This is a genomic window from Pseudomonas sp. PDM31, from assembly GCF_019218965.1.
In the GTDB taxonomy this organism is placed as follows: Bacteria; Pseudomonadota; Gammaproteobacteria; order Pseudomonadales; family Pseudomonadaceae; genus Aquipseudomonas.
Window position 1 is genome coordinate 275,030 of record NZ_JAHUWS010000001.1, and the last position, 17,021, is coordinate 292,050.

The 17,021-nt window shown below is 58.7% G+C and carries 16 protein-coding genes; 11 read left to right on the forward strand and 5 right to left on the reverse strand.

Annotated elements, in window-relative coordinates:
• The first annotated feature begins 19 nt into the window (after nt 1-19).
• Nucleotides 20-952 carry a LysR family transcriptional regulator gene (locus KW839_RS01085; RefSeq protein WP_218423112.1) on the forward strand — a complete coding sequence of 311 codons (933 nt, stop codon included), beginning with the start codon at nt 20-22 and terminating at the stop codon, nt 950-952.
• Nucleotides 953-1,081: 129 nt separating this feature from the next.
• On the opposite strand, the gene ilvA is transcribed toward KW839_RS01085, so the two are convergent.
• The gene (ilvA, locus tag KW839_RS01090) at nt 1,082-2,095 is read right to left on the reverse strand and encodes a threonine ammonia-lyase, biosynthetic (protein ID WP_218423396.1); all 1,014 of its coding nucleotides are present in this window, start codon (nt 2,093-2,095) and stop codon (nt 1,082-1,084) included.
• 272 nt (nt 2,096-2,367) lie between these two features.
• A complete protein-coding gene (locus tag KW839_RS01095) occupies nt 2,368-2,889 on the reverse strand; it encodes an RNA polymerase sigma factor (protein WP_060542218.1) in 522 nt (173 codons plus the stop codon).
• A gap of 255 nt (nt 2,890-3,144) precedes the next feature.
• Here KW839_RS01095 and KW839_RS01100 point away from each other — a divergent pair, with 255 nt between their 5' ends.
• On the forward strand, nt 3,145-5,361 hold the full coding sequence (locus KW839_RS01100) for a TonB-dependent siderophore receptor (RefSeq protein ID WP_256352448.1): 2,217 nt from the start codon (nt 3,145-3,147) through the stop codon (nt 5,359-5,361).
• Between the two features lie 112 nt (nt 5,362-5,473).
• Here the strand turns inward: KW839_RS01100 and KW839_RS01105 are convergent, their stop codons facing one another.
• On the reverse strand, nt 5,474-5,800 hold the full coding sequence (locus KW839_RS01105) for an AzlD domain-containing protein (RefSeq protein ID WP_218423114.1): 327 nt from the start codon (nt 5,798-5,800) through the stop codon (nt 5,474-5,476).
• Nucleotides 5,797-6,537 carry an AzlC family ABC transporter permease gene (locus KW839_RS01110; RefSeq protein WP_218423115.1) on the reverse strand — a complete coding sequence of 247 codons (741 nt, stop codon included), beginning with the start codon at nt 6,535-6,537 and terminating at the stop codon, nt 5,797-5,799. The genes KW839_RS01105 and KW839_RS01110 overlap by 4 nt, the downstream gene beginning before the upstream one ends.
• 259 nt (nt 6,538-6,796) lie before the next feature.
• On the opposite strand from KW839_RS01110, the gene KW839_RS01115 reads away from it, so the two are divergent.
• The 9 genes from KW839_RS01115 to KW839_RS01155 all read left to right on the forward strand — a co-directional run bounded on the left by KW839_RS01115 (nt 6,797) and on the right by KW839_RS01155 (nt 15,882).
• Nucleotides 6,797-7,468, forward strand: coding sequence for a bifunctional 2-polyprenyl-6-hydroxyphenol methylase/3-demethylubiquinol 3-O-methyltransferase UbiG (locus KW839_RS01115; RefSeq protein ID WP_218423116.1), 672 nt, complete (start codon nt 6,797-6,799; stop codon nt 7,466-7,468).
• 199 nt (nt 7,469-7,667) lie between these two features.
• The gene (locus tag KW839_RS01120; RefSeq protein ID WP_060542223.1) at nt 7,668-8,144 is read left to right on the forward strand and encodes a hemerythrin domain-containing protein; all 477 of its coding nucleotides are present in this window, start codon (nt 7,668-7,670) and stop codon (nt 8,142-8,144) included.
• Between the two features lie 332 nt (nt 8,145-8,476).
• Nucleotides 8,477-9,073, forward strand: a complete 597-nt coding sequence (locus tag KW839_RS01125) for a paraquat-inducible protein A (protein ID WP_060542224.1) — start codon at nt 8,477-8,479, stop codon at nt 9,071-9,073.
• On the forward strand, nt 9,070-9,726 hold the full coding sequence (locus KW839_RS01130) for a paraquat-inducible protein A (protein ID WP_218423117.1): 657 nt from the start codon (nt 9,070-9,072) through the stop codon (nt 9,724-9,726). Before KW839_RS01125 ends, KW839_RS01130 begins: the two co-directional genes overlap by 4 nt.
• A complete protein-coding gene (locus KW839_RS01135) occupies nt 9,707-11,383 on the forward strand; it encodes an intermembrane transport protein PqiB (RefSeq protein ID WP_060542226.1) in 1,677 nt (558 codons plus the stop codon). The genes KW839_RS01130 and KW839_RS01135 overlap by 20 nt, the downstream gene beginning before the upstream one ends.
• A gap of 17 nt (nt 11,384-11,400) precedes the next feature.
• Nucleotides 11,401-11,955, forward strand: a complete 555-nt coding sequence (locus KW839_RS01140) for a membrane integrity-associated transporter subunit PqiC (RefSeq protein ID WP_218423118.1) — start codon at nt 11,401-11,403, stop codon at nt 11,953-11,955.
• A gap of 244 nt (nt 11,956-12,199) precedes the next feature.
• The gene (locus KW839_RS01145; protein ID WP_218423119.1) at nt 12,200-13,213 is read left to right on the forward strand and encodes an iron ABC transporter substrate-binding protein; all 1,014 of its coding nucleotides are present in this window, start codon (nt 12,200-12,202) and stop codon (nt 13,211-13,213) included.
• A 3-nt stretch (nt 13,214-13,216) separates the two neighbouring features.
• Nucleotides 13,217-14,815 (forward strand): iron ABC transporter permease, encoded by a 1,599-nt coding sequence (locus tag KW839_RS01150; RefSeq protein ID WP_218423397.1) that lies wholly within the window; start codon nt 13,217-13,219, stop codon nt 14,813-14,815.
• Nucleotides 14,812-15,882 (forward strand): ABC transporter ATP-binding protein, encoded by a 1,071-nt coding sequence (locus KW839_RS01155; RefSeq protein ID WP_218423120.1) that lies wholly within the window; start codon nt 14,812-14,814, stop codon nt 15,880-15,882. Before KW839_RS01150 ends, KW839_RS01155 begins: the two co-directional genes overlap by 4 nt.
• 10 nt (nt 15,883-15,892) lie before the next feature.
• Here KW839_RS01155 and xerC read toward each other — a convergent pair whose 3' ends face one another.
• Nucleotides 15,893-16,831: a tyrosine recombinase XerC gene (gene xerC, locus KW839_RS01160; RefSeq protein ID WP_060542230.1), complete on the reverse strand. Its 939-nt coding sequence runs from the start codon at nt 16,829-16,831 to the stop codon at nt 15,893-15,895.
• Nucleotides 16,832-17,021: the final 190 nt, after the last annotated feature.

Here is a 17,021-nt window from a genome sequence, read left to right on the forward strand (position 1 = left end):
GCAACTGGAGATCTCACACATGAACACCCGGCAGCTTCACCATTTTGTGGCGGTTATGGATACCGGGTCGCTCAGCGCTGCTGCCGAGGCTGTCCACTTGAGCCTCCCGGCGCTGTCGCGCAGCCTCAAAGCTCTGGAAGACGAGCTCCGTGTATCGCTTTTTGATAGAAGTAACCGGCGCTTGCGCCCGACTCCTTACGCACTCGAGTACCTGGATCGAGCGCGCCGCATCGTCTTTGACGAGCGCGAGGGTGCGCGGGCATTGAGTCTCATGAAGAACGGTGCCTATGGGCCACTGGCGTTGGGGCTCGGATCCTCCCTGGCGGTAGACCTGCTCGCGCCCTTGATCAACGAATTGATTTCCAATGGCCCTAATCTGAGGGTTCAGGCTCAGGTCGAAAGCACCGATGTGTTGCTGGATTCACTGCGCAGGGAAAAACTTGATTTCTTCGTTGGCGACGTCAGCGCGGCGGCGAGTTCGGCGGATCTGTTGGCCGAGCCATTATATAAATGCACTTACGGCTGGTTTGTAAGGCATGATCATCCGCTTGCCGGAAAAAGGAAAATTACAATCAGCGAACTGGAACATTACCCAATCATTGGATCTGGTTACATTAGCGGTACCTTGGCCTACAAGATTTCTCAGCTGTATGGCTGGCAACTACCTCTTGAAAAAAACTTCTCCGTCAATATAAACAATCTGGAAACTATCCATAAACTCCTCTCCTCCTCCAACATGATCTCGCCCTCAACCTACAACGCAATGCTGCAACCACTGAAGAGCAAAGCCGTTGTAGCCCTTGACGTGTACCCAAAACTTGATCTGGACATGACGCTGGGAATCGTACGATTGGCGCTGCGTACCCTGGTGCCTTCAACAGAACAGGCTTTTGGGATAATAAGAAATTATTTTGTCGAGATAGAAAAGGAAGTAGCTGAATACGCTTTGTAGTTGCCGGCTTTGACCGTATTTTACTGCCGCACATGTCACAGGCATCAATCGGCCAGAAGCGAACAGTTCGATAATATGTCGAGTGCCGGCAGTTACATCTGGATAACTGCCGTTCAGCAGAAGCCTTCATCAGGCCGACGCATCACTCAATGCGGCGCGTTCGGCCACGTAGCGCAAAGTGTCGAAATTGATATTGGCACCGGAGTCGATGGCGACCAGGGTTTGCCCCCGGACACCAGAACGCGCTACGTACTTCCTGATTCCGGCCACGGCCAGGGCGCCAGAAGGCTCGGTGATGGAGCGGGTATCGTCGTAGATGTTCTTTGTCGCAGTGCAAAGCTCATCGTTACTGACGGTTATCACCTCGTCTACGCAGAAGCGACACACTTCGAAACCATGGGCGCCGATCTGCGCCACCGCCACGCCATCGGCGAAGGTGCCTACGTCAGGCAGCACCACGCGTTCATCGGCCTGTAAAGCTGCGTACAGGCAAGCGGAGTGTTGCGACTCGACACCAATGATTCGCACCTCTGGCCGCAGGTATTTGACGTAGGCCGCAATGCCCGCGATCAAACCGCCACCGCCCACCGGGACAAAAATCGCATCCAGCGCCCCTTGATGCTGACGCAGGATTTCCATGGCGACAGTGCCCTGCCCGGCTATGACTTCCTGATCGTCGAAGGGTGAAACAAAGTTCCTGCCGGTTTGCTCTGCCAGTTTCAGCGCATAGGCCAGGGCGAACGGAAAGCTGTCACCGTGCAACAGGGCCTGGGCGCCGCGGCTGCGTACGCCCAGCACCTTCAACTCCGGCGTGTTGCCCGGCATGACGATTGTGGCGTCGATGCCCAACTCCCGTGCTGCCAGCGCCACACCCTGGGCATGATTGCCGGCGGAAGCGGTGATCACGCCGAGTTTTTTCTGCTCGGCATTCAAGTTCACCAGTTTGTTATAGGCGCCACGAATCTTGAAGGAGAACGTTGGTTGCAGGTCTTCGCGCTTGAGCAGGATCTGATTGCCCAAGGCCTGGGACAACGCCGGTGCCGCTTGCAGCGGTGTACACACGGCCAGCTCGTAGACCGGCGCGGCAAGAATCTTCTTAACGTAATACTCAAGCAGGTTTTGTTGGGCGGGCGTGAACATGATCGTCTCCTGACATTGATCAGTGCCCCGAGACAGAAAATGAAAACCCGCCTCGAGGGCGGGTTGGGTGCTGCAGTCGTGAGCTAGCCCGCCAAGTGAGGAATGGCGGTAATAATGCTTGGCTGGCAGCGCAATACGGTGAAAGTCATGCCCGAAAATTAGCCGGGCGACGGGCGCAAGTCAATGGCTTGCAGGAGCCGTCGAGTGAAACGAGGCTGAGATCTTTTGATTTTGATCGGTCCCACCCATGGGAACGATGTGCGTGTTCGATATCGTTACCTGATGCCGCTACGGGTGCCAAGCAGCCGTGCACGGCAGTGCTGCATGCCTTTGGCAATCTGCTTTTCGACGGTGCTTTCGTTGATATCGAGCTGCGTGGCGATCTCGCGCAGGGTGAATCCTTCGCAACGCGATAGCAGGAATACCGCGCGGTATTTCTCCGGTAGATCCCCCAGCGCATCAGCCAGTATTTCCAATTCCTGACGGATGCCGGCAGCCTTGTCCGGTGGTGCCAACGGGCACTCTAACTCTTCCTCCAGGACGCAATCACCGAAGTGACGGATATAGGTCTGGTCATGGCGCTGCTTGTCGAGCAACAGATTGGCGGCCGTACGATAGAGATAAGCGAGGGGTCTTTCGGGCTGCTTGGTCGAATGCCTGGCCGCGCGCAGCCAGGTTTCCTGGACGATATCCGACGCCGTCACCGCTGAGCCGGCCTTGCGCTGGATATACCCCTTGATGTCCTCGTAATGGAGCTCGACCAGTTGGGTCAGGGAGAGACGTTCATGTAGGGCCATTATCGGTTAAAGGTCGCGCCAGAGAAGGTTGCCGACACTATCACGCTCGATAGTGATTCTCAATTACGAAATCACTGCTCGCACACATCGCGTTTTAAGGCGGAGATCACCGATTTTCACAACAAAACACATTTTGTAAACAAGTGTTTAACAAACTATAACATTTGCGTATGATATCGATTCTCAAATAACACCAAATCCCAAATGTGAGTTCGTATGCCCGTCCCTACTCTCCTGTGTTCAAAAAGCTCCGACATGCCGCGCGCACCAATGACAGTGCGTCCCTTGGCTCTCGCAGTGCATATGCTGGCGGCTGGCATCGCCTTCGCTGCGCCCGGAGCGCACGCGGCGCAGCCGAACGAGAAGACCGAGACGGGAAGCTCGGTGACCCTGGCCCCGATCGCTGTTACGGAAGTCACCACGGGTGAACGCCTTGGCGTCACCGAAGACACCAACTCATACACCACCGATTCGGCGCGCACCGCCACGCCGTTGAACATGTCACTGCGAGAGACGCCGCAATCAGTCAGCGTCATCACCCAACAGCGCATTCAGGACCAGGACCTGCACACGATTCTCGACGTGGTCAACAATGCCACCGGTGTGTCGGTCAACCGCTACGAAACCAGCCGTGCGCAGTTCAACGCCCGTGGCTTCGAACTCAACTCGCTGATGATCGATGGCGTTCCCACCATCTATGAACAACCATGGAGCTCGGGAGAAATTTTCAGCAGCCTGGCCATGTACGACCGCGTTGAAGTGGTGCGTGGCGCCAACGGTCTGATGACCGGTGCTGGCGATCCTTCGGCGTCTATCAACATGGTGCGCAAGCGCGCCAACAGCACTGACCTCAAGGGTTCGGTAGAACTGAGCGCTGGCACCTGGGACACCTTTGGCGTAGAGACCGATGTGTCTACGGCGCTGAACCAGGAAGGCACTGTGCGCGGGCGATTTGTCGCAGAGACCAACCAGGGCGATACCTGGATCGACATGAACTCGAACAAGCGCCAGACCCTCTACGGCACAATGGATATCGACCTGACTCCCGACACCACCCTGTGGTTCGGTTTGAGCCACCAGGAAAGCAACGCCGAGTCGCCAATGTGGGGTGGTCTGCCAGTCTGGTACGCTGATGGCAGCCGCACCAACTGGAGCCGCTCGAAGACCACCTCCGCCGACTGGAGCAAGTGGGATACCTCCTACGACACGTACTTCGTCAATCTTGATCACACCTTTGCCAACAACTGGCAAATGAACCTGAGCTACAACCGTGGCGAGCGACACGGTGACTCTTCCCTGCTGTACCTGTCCGGCAACCCGGGCCGCAACGGTAGCGCGCCGATGTCTTCGTTCCCGGCGACCTACAAGACCGAGACCACCCAGGACGACTACGGTATCCGCTTCAATGGTCCGTTCTCGCTGTTGGGTCGTGAGCACGAACTGGCTTTCGGTTATGTGGACAGCAAGCAGGAGTTCGACGCCGATTCACGCGACGCGCAATCAGGTTTTGGCGGCGTGGCCGATTTCGATGGCTACAACGGCAATTTCCCTGAACCGATCTGGGGTGCAAGAACCGACTATGGCTACAGCGAGACCCGTCAGAAGGGGCTTTATGCAGCAACCCGCCTGAACGTGACCGACGAATTGAAAGTGATTCTCGGCGCGCGTGAGAGCTGGTACGAGAAGACCGCTGATGACATTTTCTCGGAAGTGAGCAAGACCGATGTCGATCACGAGCTGACTCCTTATGCCGGCGTGGTCTACGACCTCACCGAAAATCTTTCGGCCTATGCCAGCTACACGGAAATCTTCCTGCCGCAGTCGGTACGCGACGCCAGTGGCCAGCAATTGGAGCCGATCGTTGGCGAGAGCAGTGAAATCGGCTTGAAGGGTGAGTACTTCGATGGTCGTCTGAACGCCTCTGCTGCGATTTTCCAGATCAAACAGGACAATCTGGGCCAGAACACCGGCGTACTGATCGATCCTTCGAACCCTGTCGGCGGCTTCGCCTACGAGGCAAGTGAAGGCGCGACCAGCAAGGGTTTTGAGCTGGAAGTTTCCGGAGAGCTCGCGCCAAACTGGAATGCATCGGTGGGTTACACCCAGTTCAACGCCGAAGATGCCGCAGGCGACGACGTCAACACCCTGTACCCGACCAAGCTGCTGCGCACGTTTACCACCTACCGTCTGCCAGGCGCTTTCAACAAGCTGACCATTGGCGGCGGGGTTAACTGGCAAGACTCGATCTACACCTACGCCATCAACCCGGCGGGCAACTCCGAGAAGATCCAGCAGGACGCCTATGCGCTGGTCAACCTGATGGCTCGTTACGAGATCACCGAAAACCTTTCGGCCCAGGTCAATGCCGACAACATCACCGACGAGAAGTACTTCGACATCTTCGATGCCTACGGTGCCCTGACATACGGCGCACCGCGCAGCATTACTGCTTCGGCGAAGTACCGTTTCTAAGGCATTCGTCGGGGTAGCCCTGCTACCCCCGGGTGACACGATGCAAAGCACAACACCGGCCTGGCGCCGGTGTTGTGCTTTTTGCCTGCAGACATCCGTGGCACTTGGCGCCTCACCAATCCAGAAACTTCAATAACCACAGCGTACCCATCCCGATCGCAAGTGTCAGCAAAGTATTGCGAGTCTTCCAGGCGACCCAGGCAGCAATAAGGGCGGCGGGGATCTGAGGGTTATCCAGCACGAATTCACCATGCCCGCCGGGGTAGACCACGGCCGGTAGCACCAGGGCGGCCAATACACTCGCCGGCACGTAAAGCAGGGCGCGACTGAGCAGCGTCGGGATTCGCAGCCGGCCATACAGCTCGACAAAGGAAAGGCGCATGGCAAAGGTTCCAAGGCCAACCGCCAGGAAAAGCCCCCACAAGGCTAAATCACTCATTGCGTGTCCCTCTCGACGTCATCTGTCAGCGCCTCGCTCATGTTTTTTTGGCGAATAGTCTCAATCAACAGACCCGCCATGACCCCACCAATGGAAGCGCTTACCAACCCGAGGTTATAGGGCATATCCACGGCAAACACGGCGAGCAAACCACCGACCAGAGCAGCGCCCAGACTCGCAGCGCTGCGTATGCCGGGAACCAGAAGCGCCAGAAAAGACAGCGGAATGGCAAAGCTCAATGACCAGGTTTCGGGGATACTTGCACCCAGGTAAACGCCCGCCAATACCGATAATTGCCATGACAGCCACATGGCAACGGCTGTGCCGGCGTAATAGTAGTGTGCGTATTGCCCCAACTCGCCCGAGGAAAGCTTGAGACTGCACAATGCGTAGGACTGGTCCGACAGCATATAGGACACCGGCCACGTCCAGCGTCGGGGTAAATGGTGCAGATGAGGGGCCAATGACGCGCTGTACATGATGAAGCGCAAGTTGATAACCAGGGCCGTGACCACAATGGCCATGGGCACTGCCCCCATGTTCAGCAGTTGCAGTGCGACCATCTGTGCGGACCCTGAATAGAACAGCAGCGTCATGCCCATGGTCGTGGCTGGCGACATGCCCAGATTGATCGCCATCACCCCCGTCAGCAAACCGAACGGAATGACACCGGGAATCAAAGGAATGAGCGCCCGGACACCTCGCGTAAACGCGTCCCTTGCTGTTCGGTCAGGCATTGCGACTCCTGGTTATGGGGTTTGCGCGGCATGAAACCCGGTTGATCTCAGATAAAACCACGCCAGGCACTCACCCCGAACTTTGGATAAAGTATCGATGTGAGTGTACACAAGGCGCATTGTGCCAAGGCTTTACCCTTCGGACACGTCAATCAGGAAAAAGGTGAGCGGTTGAGTCCTGCGAACATCAGCAGGGCAAAGGTTCGCAAGACCCGCATGTTCTATCCTTGGTTGCATCCTTCAACCGCCGGATTAGCAAATGCCCGACCCTGAGTCCACCCTCCTCCAAAGCTGGCACCTCAACGCCCATGCCTGGATCGAAGCCATCCGCAGCGCCAGCATCGAAAGCCGGCACAAGGTCACCGACCAGGCAATCCTGCTGGCGGTGTTGGGCCGGCAACCGCAGCGCGTGCTCGATCTGGGCTGCGGCGAAGGATGGCTGCTGCGTGCACTGAGTGAACGCGGCGTCGAGGTGGTTGGAGTGGATGGCGATGCCGCCCTGGTCGAGGCGGCACGGGCGGCGGGATCTGCACCGGTGCATCTGGCCAGCTATCAAACGTTGGTGGAAGCGAGCGTGGATATCGGCAGGGATTACGACCTGATCTGCGCCAATTTCGCCCTGCTGCACCAGGACATCATCCCGCTGCTCGCCGCCCTGCACGCCCTGCTCGCCCCGGGTGGTGCGCTGGTGATCCAGACGCTGCACCCTTGGGCTGCGGCGGCGGGCGACTATCAGGACGGCTGGCGCGAGGAAACCTTTGCCGGGTTAAAGGGGCAGTGGCAACCCATGCCGTGGTACTTGCGGACATTATCCAGTTGGCTCAATGCCCTGGACATGGGCGGTTTTCAGTTGGTCTGGCTGCAGGAGCCACAGCATCCGCAGAGTCCTGTGCCGCAATCGTTGCTCTTGGTGGCCGAACGGCGGAACTGAATATCGGCTATCTGCAATGCTCTGCCAGGCGTTTCTTGCAGACTGCACGCCACTGTTTTTGCCCGACGCACGCAAGTCATTGAATTTTCAGCACTGGCTCCGATTTCGGCGCTGGCATGGGAAATGCGACTGCATTGAGGAATGCACAACGTCGACCCGCCCGGGTCGTCACTCCGTCAAGAGCAGAGGCCACACCACCATGAATGCCATCGAACTTCTCAAAGCCGACCATGTAAAGGTAAAGAGCATCCTCGCCCAGTTGAGCGAGTCGACGGATCGTGCGATCAAGAAGCGCACCGAGCTCCTGGAAAAACTTGAAATGGAAATTTCAATTCATACCCGGCTGGAAGAGGAGATTCTGTATCCGGCGTTCAAGGAGGCTGGCAGCAAGGAACAGGACATCATGTACTTTGAAGCCAAGGAAGAACACCGCACCGTGGACTCGCTGGTGTTGCCGGACCTGAAGCTGACCGATCCGTCCACGCCGGAGTTCGCGGGTCGCGTCAAGGTGGTCAAAGAGTTGCTGGAACACCATATCGAAGAGGAGGAAACCGAAATGTTTCCTCAGGCGAAGAAGCTGTTGGGCAAAGCCAGGCTTGATGACCTCGGCAGTCAGATGGAGGCCATGAGAGCCAGTGTCAAAAAGGATCGGGCAGCGGGCAACATGGCCGCTTGACCCGTGGTATTTCTGTAGGAGCGAGCAAGCTCGCGATGGTCGATAACGATAACGCGTGTCTACTGGTTAACCACGGCGTTCTTGAGCCCATCGCGAGCATGCTCGCTCCTGCAAGGCCGGGGGTCAGGTGACCATTTTAGCGCCGCCGGCAGTCGCTCCATTCGGGCAACCGGCGCCTCGCGCAACTGCTACTGTCAAATCCCGGCTCACGACATCGCCAGCACCGCGTGTTGATTCCATCCCCTTGTTTCGACTTTCGATTTGCTCAATCGCGAGTCACTTCTATATTGAGGGGGTGCTCTGAATTTCCTGCCTCCTGTCGAGCCTGGCCCATGGCAAATACTGATCAACTGATCATCTGCGAGCACTGCGATTGCGTGTATGAAAAAGTGACGCTCGCCAAACATCAGAAAACCCTGTGTACACGCTGCGGCGGCGTGCTACAGCGCTATAACGGCCTGACGGTGGAACAACGCCTGGCGTTGACCTTCGCGGCGTTGATGCTGTGGATTTTCGCCAATTTCTATCCGGTCATGAGCATCAGCCTCAAAGGCATGAAAAACAGCGCCACCCTGTGGGACTCGGTGCTCGCCCTGACTCTGGGGCCGATCACCTTCATCGCTTTGGTGGCAGCGATCGCGATGATCATTGCGCCGATCTTCCAGCTTTTGCTGTTGATCTGGGTCCTGGGTTTTGCCCTTACCTTCCGGCGAGCGCCCGGGTTCAAATTCTGCATGCGCTGGCTGGAATCCCTCAGGCCCTGGAGCATGCTCGAGGTTTGTCTGTTGGGGGCGATGGTCGCGGTGATCAAACTCGCTGGCCTGCTGGACGTACTGCCAGGCATTGGTCTGTTTGCCCTGGCGGTGCTCAGCCTGATGATGATCCGCATCGCCGGGCGCGACATCCGTGAACTGTGGGACATCGTATGAGCAGGCCTCCAGTCGCCGGCGAACTTAACCTGTGCCTGTGCCACAGTTGCGGGCTGGCCTGCGACATGACCCTGGACCCTCACGAATGCGAGCGCTGCGGCGCACCGCTGCATCGGCGCAAACCCAATTCTTTGATCCGTACCTGGGCCTACATGATCACGGCGCTGGTGTTCTACATTCCGGCCAACCTGTTGCCGGTGATGAACACCGAGATGGTCGGCAACGGGGCGGACAGCACGATCATGAGCGGCGTGCTGGAGTTCTGGGCCGCAGGCGCCTGGGACATCGCCCTGATCATTTTCATCGCGAGCATCGCGGTACCGGGCATCAAGTTTGTCGCCCTCACCCTGCTGCTGGTGAACGTGCAGCGTGAAAGCCGCTGGGCGCGCAAGGAGCGATCGGCGCTGTACCGTTTCGTCGAGGTCATCGGTTACTGGTCGATGCTCGACGTCATCGTCGTCGCATTGGTGGCTTCACTGGTGAAATTTCAAGCCCTGGCCGACATCGAACCGCGTCTGGGCATTCTGTTTTTTGGTCTGGTAGTGGTGTTCACAATGCTGGCGGCAATGAGTTTCGACCCAAGATTGATCTGGGATGCAAAGCGCAAAGAGTCACTAAACGAGGAGGTCAAGGATGCAGTCGAAAGCCACTGACGGGTTACAACCCCCTGGACAGGCACCGATCAAGACCAGTCGTTTCAGCGTATCGCTCGTCTGGATCGTACCGATCGTCGCGGTCCTGGTGGGGATTTCGCTGGTGGTTCACAGCATGTTGCAGGAAGGACCGACCATCACCGTCACGTTCAAGACCGGTAGCGGCCTGACCGCCAACAAGACCGAGGTCAAGTACCGCAATGTGGTGATCGGCCATGTCTCGGATGTGGAACTGAGCAGTGACCAGAAAAGCGTCAATGCCACCATCAAACTGGCCAAACAGGCAGAAACCTTCACTCGCTCGGACTCGCAGTTCTGGGTGGTAAGGCCACGCATTGGCGCTGGCGGTGTATCGGGCATCGATACGCTGCTGTCTGGTGACTATATTGGCGCCGACATCGGCCAGGCCAATGGCCGGGCAAAAAACTTCAAGGGCCTGGAGAATCCGCCAGCCATCACCTACGGCGAGCCCGGAAAGCGTTTTATCTTGCACACTCAGGACCTCGGGTCACTGGATATCGGCTCCCCGGTTTACTACCGCAAGATTCCAGTCGGCCAAGTGGTGGCCTACGCCCTGGACCCGGACGGTAAAGGTGTGAACATCGACCTGTTCATCCATGCGCCCAACGATCAGTACGTCACCGAAAACACCCGGTTCTGGAACGCCAGCGGCATTGACGTAAGCGTCGGCGCCAACGGTTTTGCAGTCAAGACCGAATCCCTGTCCTCTGTGCTGGTGGGCGGCATTGCGTTCCGCGCGCCTGAATACAGCCCTGGCGACAAGGCTGCGGCCGAGGAATACACCTACGAACTCTTCGAAGACCAGCAAACCGCCCTCGCCCCGCCCAACGGCAAGCCCCAGTACCTGGCCTTGCGTTTCGAACAGGCGTTGCGCGGGCTCAAGATTGATGCACCGGTGGAGTTCCTCGGCGTGGAAATCGGCAAGGTGGTGTCGATCAATCTGGATTTCGATGCGAAAAAGCGCAGTTTCCCGCTCAATGTCGGCATCGTGATTTACCCGCAGCGCCTGGGCAAAGCCCACACCGAAATGCTCAAGGCCCTCAATCATGACCCCAATGACGAAGCGGCGGGTGTACGCGTATTCGGCACCTTCATCGAAAACGGTCTACGCGCCCAGGCCCGCACCGGCAACCTGTTGACCGGCCAGTTGTACATTGCCCTGGACTTCTTCCCGAAAGCCGACAAAGTCGCCTTCGATCCGGCCGCGCGCCCGGTCACCATTCCGACGGTGCCCGGTAATCTTGAACAATTGCAGGAAAAGCTCGAGGCCATGGTCACCAAACTCAATCAGCTGCCGATCGAGCGCATTGCCGGCAACCTCGACAGCAACCTGGTGGAATTGCGCAAAGGCCTGGTGCAGTTCAACGCCAAGACCCTGCCCGGTGTGAACACCACCCTGCAGGACGTCAGCAAGACCCTGCAAACCGCCGATACAACGCTGAAATCGGCCGGCTCGACCCTGGCCGAGGATTCACCGCAAAGGGAAAAACTGAGTCAGACCCTGGATGAACTGGGACGTACATCGCGCTCCTTGCGTGACCTGGCGGATTATCTGGGCCGGCATCCGGAATCGCTGATTCGCGGCCGTCCCGATCATGCCGCGCCCATGGACCTGAAAGGGCCACCGAGCAAATGACCAAAGGAGCTACCCCCATGGCTTTTCCGCTAAAGATCACACTGGTCGCTGCGCTGGCTTTGCTCGCCGCTTGCCGCAGCGATCCTATCGAGTTCCATACCCTGACCCCGGTGCAACTCGGCACGAGCGCAAGAACCACCTCGGAGATTGAAATCGAGGTACTCACCGTACCGCCACAGGTCGATCGTCCACAGATCGTTGTGCGCGAAGGCAACACGGGCATGGCCATTCTTGAAACCCAGTGGTGGGGTGCCAGCCTGGTGGACGAACTGCGCAGCGCCCTGGCGGACCAGATGGTCAACAACAATCCTCAGCGCAAGGTGTCAGTACTGGTGGAAGTGCTGCGGTTTGATTCGATTCCCGGGCAATACGGCCTGATTGACGTGAAGTGGCGCCTGCGTGGTGTCAATCAAGGTGACAGTGGCTTAATCACTTGCCGCAGTACCTTGCAGACGCCTTCCGGACCGTCCATCGATGAACTGGTGGCGGCGCAGCAGACCAACGTCAAGCGCCTGGCCGCGCTGATCAGCCAGGCCTCAGCCAGAACACAAGGGGGTTGCCCGGCGGCCTGACCTGCGGGACGGTCATTCCCTCATCGTTCAATGGCGGCTTGCCCCGTCATTGAGCGAACGTCCCAGACACGTCAATTGCTCACGGTAATTAACCAATAATTTGACGTTTTTTTCTCATTTGGCCCTCTACATTCGCGCACCTCAAACATGCAAATGATTCCTATTGTTCTACACTGATCGACGACCTTTCCCGTCGATTCCGTCGAATCTGCGTGCGCGATCCTAACAATACCGGAGCTGCACAATGAGTCCCCAGATCCCTTCGTTGCTGAAAAAAGCCTTGCTGGTCACAGCCCTGCTGAGCGCGGGCCCGGCGTACGCGGCCGACTCCGTTGGCATCGTGGTCTATAACGCACAACACGAAAGCCTGACGAAATCCTGGGTCGAGGGTTTCACCGAGGAGACCGGCATCCCGGTCACCTTGCGCAATGGCGACGACACCGAAATGGGTAACCAGCTCGTGCAGGAAGGCGCCGAGTCCCCGGCCGATGTGTTCCTGACCGAAAACTCCCCGGCCATGGTGCTGGTCGACAACGCGGGTTTGTTCGCCCCGGTCGACGCCGCCACCCTGGAGCAGGTCGATAACGCCTACCGCCCGGCCCACGGCAAATGGGTAGGTATTGCTGCCCGCTCTACCGTATTCGTCTACAACCCGAGCAAACTGGCAGAAGCCGATTTGCCGAAATCGATCATGGACCTGGCCGAGCCAAACTGGAAAGGTCGCTGGGCGGCGTCGCCGGGCGGTGCGGACTTCCAGGCGATCGTCGCGGCCATACTCGAGCAAAAAGGTGAAGCGGCGACCCTCCAATGGCTCAAGGCAATGAAAAACAACTTCACTGCATACCGAGGCAACAGCTCGGTGCTCAAAGCGGTGAATGCCGGGCAGATCGACAGCGGCGTGATTTATCACTATTACGCCTTCGTCGATCAGGCCAAGACCGGCGAAAACAGCAAAAACACAGCCTTGCACTACTTCAAGAACAAGGACCCTGGCGCTTTTGTCAGCATCTCCGGTGGCGGCGTGCTGGACTCAAGCAAGCACAAGGAACAAGCCCAGGCGTTCCTCAAGTACATCACCGGCAAGGATGGCCAGGCGGTGCTCAAGAACGGCAAATCGTTCGAATACGCCGTGGGCAAGAACGCAGAATCGAACCCTAAACTCATGCCCCTGCAGCAACTCGATGTGCCCAAAGTCGATGCCTCGAAACTCGACAGCAAGAAGGCCGTAGAGCTGATGACACAAGCCGGACTGCTCTAATTGATACCTGAAAGCCTGCCAGCGGACGTCGCCGAGGCGACGTCCGCAAACCTGCGTCGACGGTCCCGCGGAGTGTTCGCCGGACGCGGCGGTGCGTGGGTGATCGGTTTATCCGTGCTGGTTTCGTTGCTGGCATTGCTGCCAATCGCCTACGTCATCGGGGTCTCCCTGCAGACTGGCTGGTCGAGCGTGGTGACGCTGGTGTTCCGGCCACGGGTCGGCGAACTGCTGGTTAACACCGTGTTGCTGGTGCTGCTGACGATCCCCCTGTGCGTGGCACTGGGCGTGACGCTGGCATGGCTCACGGAGCGCACGAACCTGCCGGGCAGGCGCTGGTGGTCCTTGCTGGCGACCGCGCCACTGGCCGTACCCGCCTTCGTGCACAGCTATGCCTGGGTCAGTCTGGTGCCACCGATTCACGGGCTGTTTGCCGGGGTGCTGGTCTCGGTCATCGCCTATTTCCCGTTTCTGTACCTGCCAGTGGCGGCGACCCTGCGCCGCCTCGATCCAGCCATCGAAGACGTCGGCGAATCCCTTGGGCTAAAACCCTGGGCGGTGTTTTTCCGTGTGGTGCTCCCGCAACTGCGCCTGGCCATCTGCGGTGGAGCCTTGCTGGTCGGCCTGCATCTGCTGGCGGAGTACGGCCTGTATGCGATGATTCGTTTCGACACCTTTACCACGGCGATCTTCGACCAGTTCAAGTCGACTTTCAACGGGCCCGCCGCGCACATGCTGGCCAGTGTTCTGGCGCTGTGTTGCCTGGCGATGCTGACCCTGGAATCGGCGGCCCGAGGTTCTGCGCGCTATGCCCGGGTCGGTTCGGGAAGTGCCCGGGAGCAACGGGTGCTGCGCCTCAAGACAACGTCGACGGTGCTCGCACTGGCCCTGTTGATCCTGACCTGCCTCCTCGCCCTGGGTGTTCCGTTGATTACCCTGGGCAACTGGCTGATCGCCGGTGGCGTACAAGTCTGGGACATGGCTGAATTGCTGCCGGCCCTGGAACAGACCTTGCTGCTCGCAGTTGCCGGCGCGGCACTGACAACCTGCGCGGCGATCCCGATTGCCTGGCTGTCGATTCGCTACCCCGGCCGTATGCAACGGATGCTGGAAAGCTGCAACTACATCACAAGCTCCCTGCCGGGGATTGTCGTCGCGCTGGCCCTGGTGACGGTCACCATCCATTTCGCCCGACCGATCTACCAGACCACGATCACCGTCTTGCTCGCCTATCTGCTGATGTTTCTGCCCCGGGCCCTGGTGAGTCTGCGCGCAGGCATCGCCCAGGCGCCGGTGGAGCTGGAAAACATCGCCCGCAGTCTTGGTCGCTCACCCTCCCGGGCACTGTGGCTGATCACCTTGCGCCTTGCAGCACCCGGGGCCGCTGCCGGCGCGGCGCTGGTGTTCCTGGCCATCACCAACGAATTGACGGCCACCCTGCTGCTCGCCCCCAACGGCACGCGCACACTGGCCACCGGGTTCTGGGCGATGACCAGCGAAATCGACTACGCCGCCGCTGCACCCTATGCCTTGCTGATGATTGTGCTGTCACTTCCGCTGACCGCAATCCTGTATCACCAATCGAAAAAAACGGCCGGCCGATGAGTACACTTGAACTGCATGCCCTCAACAAATCCTATGGCTCCTATCGCGCCCTGGACAACGTCAGCCTGTCGGTGCCCAGCGGCAGCCGCACGGTTGTCGTCGGCCCTTCCGGCTCGGGCAAGACCACGTTGCTGCGGATGATTGCCGGTTTCGAATTACCCGACACCGGGCGCCTTTCGCTCAATGGCCAGACCCTGGTCGACAACACCCACGAAGTACCGGCGCATCAACGCCTGATTGGCTACGTGCCGCAAGACGGCGCGCTGTTCCCGCACATGACCGTGGCCGCCAACATTGGCTTCGGCCTGTCGATAAAGGGCACGGAAAAACAGCAGCGCGTCGCTGAGTTGATGGACAGCGTGGCACTGGATTCGAAGATGGCCGAGCGCTGGCCCCACGAACTGTCCGGCGGCCAGCAGCAACGCGTGGCGCTGGCGCGCGCCTTGGCGCAACAGCCACGTTTGATGTTGCTGGATGAGCCGTTTTCGGCCCTCGATACGGGGTTGCGCGCCGCGATGCGCAAAATGGTCGCACGACTGCTCGAAGACACCGGCGTCACGACCATTCTGGTGACCCATGACCAGAGTGAAGCCTTGTCATTCGCCGATCAGTTGGCGGTGATGCGCCATGGCCGGCTGGTCCAGTCGGGGCACCCCCTGGATTTGTATCGTTACCCCGAGGATGAGCAAACCGCGCTGTTCCTCGGTGACGCCGTGGTCATGCCCGCGCGGATCGAGGCCGGCTGGGCCCATTGCGACCTGGGGCGGATACCGGTCAACAACCATCGCAACAACAGCTCGGCACAGATAATGCTGCGGCCCGAACAGTTGCAACTGATCAGTATTCTGCCCAATGACGTGGACGCTGGCGGATGCAGAGCTGTCGTCACCGAGCGCGACTTCAGCGGCAACACCTGCACCCTGACGGTGGAACTGCAGACTTCGGCCAGCGATGAACTCCCCGGTCGATCACTGCTGGTACGCAGTTCGGGCATGTACGCACCACCGGCCGGCAGTGCGGTTCAGGTCTCGACCATCGGCCATGCCCATGTCCTGAACGAAGCCTGAGCTAGCAAGTTCAAAGATCGAAACGATCGACCGCCCGCCGCCGCTCATTGTCATCGCGCACATCGTAGTTGGCCGTGGTCTGGATATTGCTGTGATGCGCCAGTTTCTGCGCAATCGACAAGTCATGCTCCTCGATCACGCGGGTAATGAATGAACGCCGGAAATCGTGGGGCATGATTTTCACTCCGACCTGCGTCCCCCGTTGCCGGGCAATGTAGTAGATGGCGTGTTTGGTGATGCGCTCGCGGGTGATATGACTGCCGCGCCGGATTCGGTTGAACAGGAACGGATCGTCCACCTCCCCTTCCTTCAACTGCGAGCGACGCAGCTCCAGCCATGCGGCCAGTTTCTCAAAGGCCCAGGCCGGGGCATATTTGATCAGCTGCTTATTGCCTTTGGCGGTGACCTGCAGGCTGCGCTCGGCGAAATTGACCTGACTCAGTTCAAGGTTGACCGACTCCGACTTGCGCATCCCCGAGCCGTACAGAATCGCGATGATCGCCGCGTCGCGCAGCCCCTGTGGCCGTGGATCGGCCGCACACACGGCCATCAACTCCTGGATCAGCGTGCGGCGCAGATTGCGCCCCTGGGACAGCCGCGTGCCGGCAATGCCCTTGACCGTACGCATTTTCAGCAAATGCTCCTGACTGATCAGGCTCATGCGCCAGGCCTCGTTCATCACCCCGCGCACTGCGTTGACGTACAGCGAGGAGGTGTTGGGCGCGTAGCCGTCCGTACGCAAGGTCGCCACCAGTGCGATGACATCCTCGGGCTGCAGGTGATGCCAGGGGATTTCCTCGATGTCGCTGTCTTCGAAACCGAGACGGTCGGCGGCATCTTGCAGCACATAGCGCATGGTCAACTGGCTTGAGGGCGCCAGTCGCGCCAGGTACAGGGTCAGCGGACTGGTGATGGAATTACGTTTATCAGCAGTAGACAAGTCAATCAAACGGAACAGCCTTGAGAGATAACGACAGAAAGAAAAAATTGATAATTAGAACATTTTTCGGATACAGCTAAAAACTACTGCAGGACTTTTCCCGCTCAATGGCAGGAAATGAACAGCTTGCCAACCTGCTTTCCCCCGGCCGATGTGCGGCGATAACGCATTGCCTTTGTGGCCATCGACGCAGTGCGAT

What these genes read in the sequence shown, in the direction of transcription:
- KW839_RS01085 (WP_218423112.1), top strand. Translation starts at nt 20, where the DNA reads ATGAACACCCGGCAGCTTCACCATTTTGTGGCGGTTATGGATACCGGG.
- KW839_RS01095 (WP_060542218.1), bottom strand. Translation starts at nt 2,889, where the DNA reads ATGGCCCTACATGAACGTCTCTCCCTGACCCAACTGGTCGAGCTCCAT.
- KW839_RS01100 (WP_256352448.1), top strand. Translation starts at nt 3,145, where the DNA reads ATGCCGCGCGCACCAATGACAGTGCGTCCCTTGGCTCTCGCAGTGCAT.
- KW839_RS01105 (WP_218423114.1), bottom strand. Translation starts at nt 5,800, where the DNA reads ATGAGTGATTTAGCCTTGTGGGGGCTTTTCCTGGCGGTTGGCCTTGGA.
- KW839_RS01110 (WP_218423115.1), bottom strand. Translation starts at nt 6,537, where the DNA reads ATGCCTGACCGAACAGCAAGGGACGCGTTTACGCGAGGTGTCCGGGCG.
- KW839_RS01115 (WP_218423116.1), top strand. Translation starts at nt 6,797, where the DNA reads ATGCCCGACCCTGAGTCCACCCTCCTCCAAAGCTGGCACCTCAACGCC.
- KW839_RS01120 (WP_060542223.1), top strand. Translation starts at nt 7,668, where the DNA reads ATGAATGCCATCGAACTTCTCAAAGCCGACCATGTAAAGGTAAAGAGC.
- KW839_RS01125 (WP_060542224.1), top strand. Translation starts at nt 8,477, where the DNA reads ATGGCAAATACTGATCAACTGATCATCTGCGAGCACTGCGATTGCGTG.
- KW839_RS01130 (WP_218423117.1), top strand. Translation starts at nt 9,070, where the DNA reads ATGAGCAGGCCTCCAGTCGCCGGCGAACTTAACCTGTGCCTGTGCCAC.
- KW839_RS01135 (WP_060542226.1), top strand. Translation starts at nt 9,707, where the DNA reads ATGCAGTCGAAAGCCACTGACGGGTTACAACCCCCTGGACAGGCACCG.
- KW839_RS01140 (WP_218423118.1), top strand. Translation starts at nt 11,401, where the DNA reads ATGGCTTTTCCGCTAAAGATCACACTGGTCGCTGCGCTGGCTTTGCTC.
- KW839_RS01145 (WP_218423119.1), top strand. Translation starts at nt 12,200, where the DNA reads ATGAGTCCCCAGATCCCTTCGTTGCTGAAAAAAGCCTTGCTGGTCACA.
- KW839_RS01155 (WP_218423120.1), top strand. Translation starts at nt 14,812, where the DNA reads ATGAGTACACTTGAACTGCATGCCCTCAACAAATCCTATGGCTCCTAT.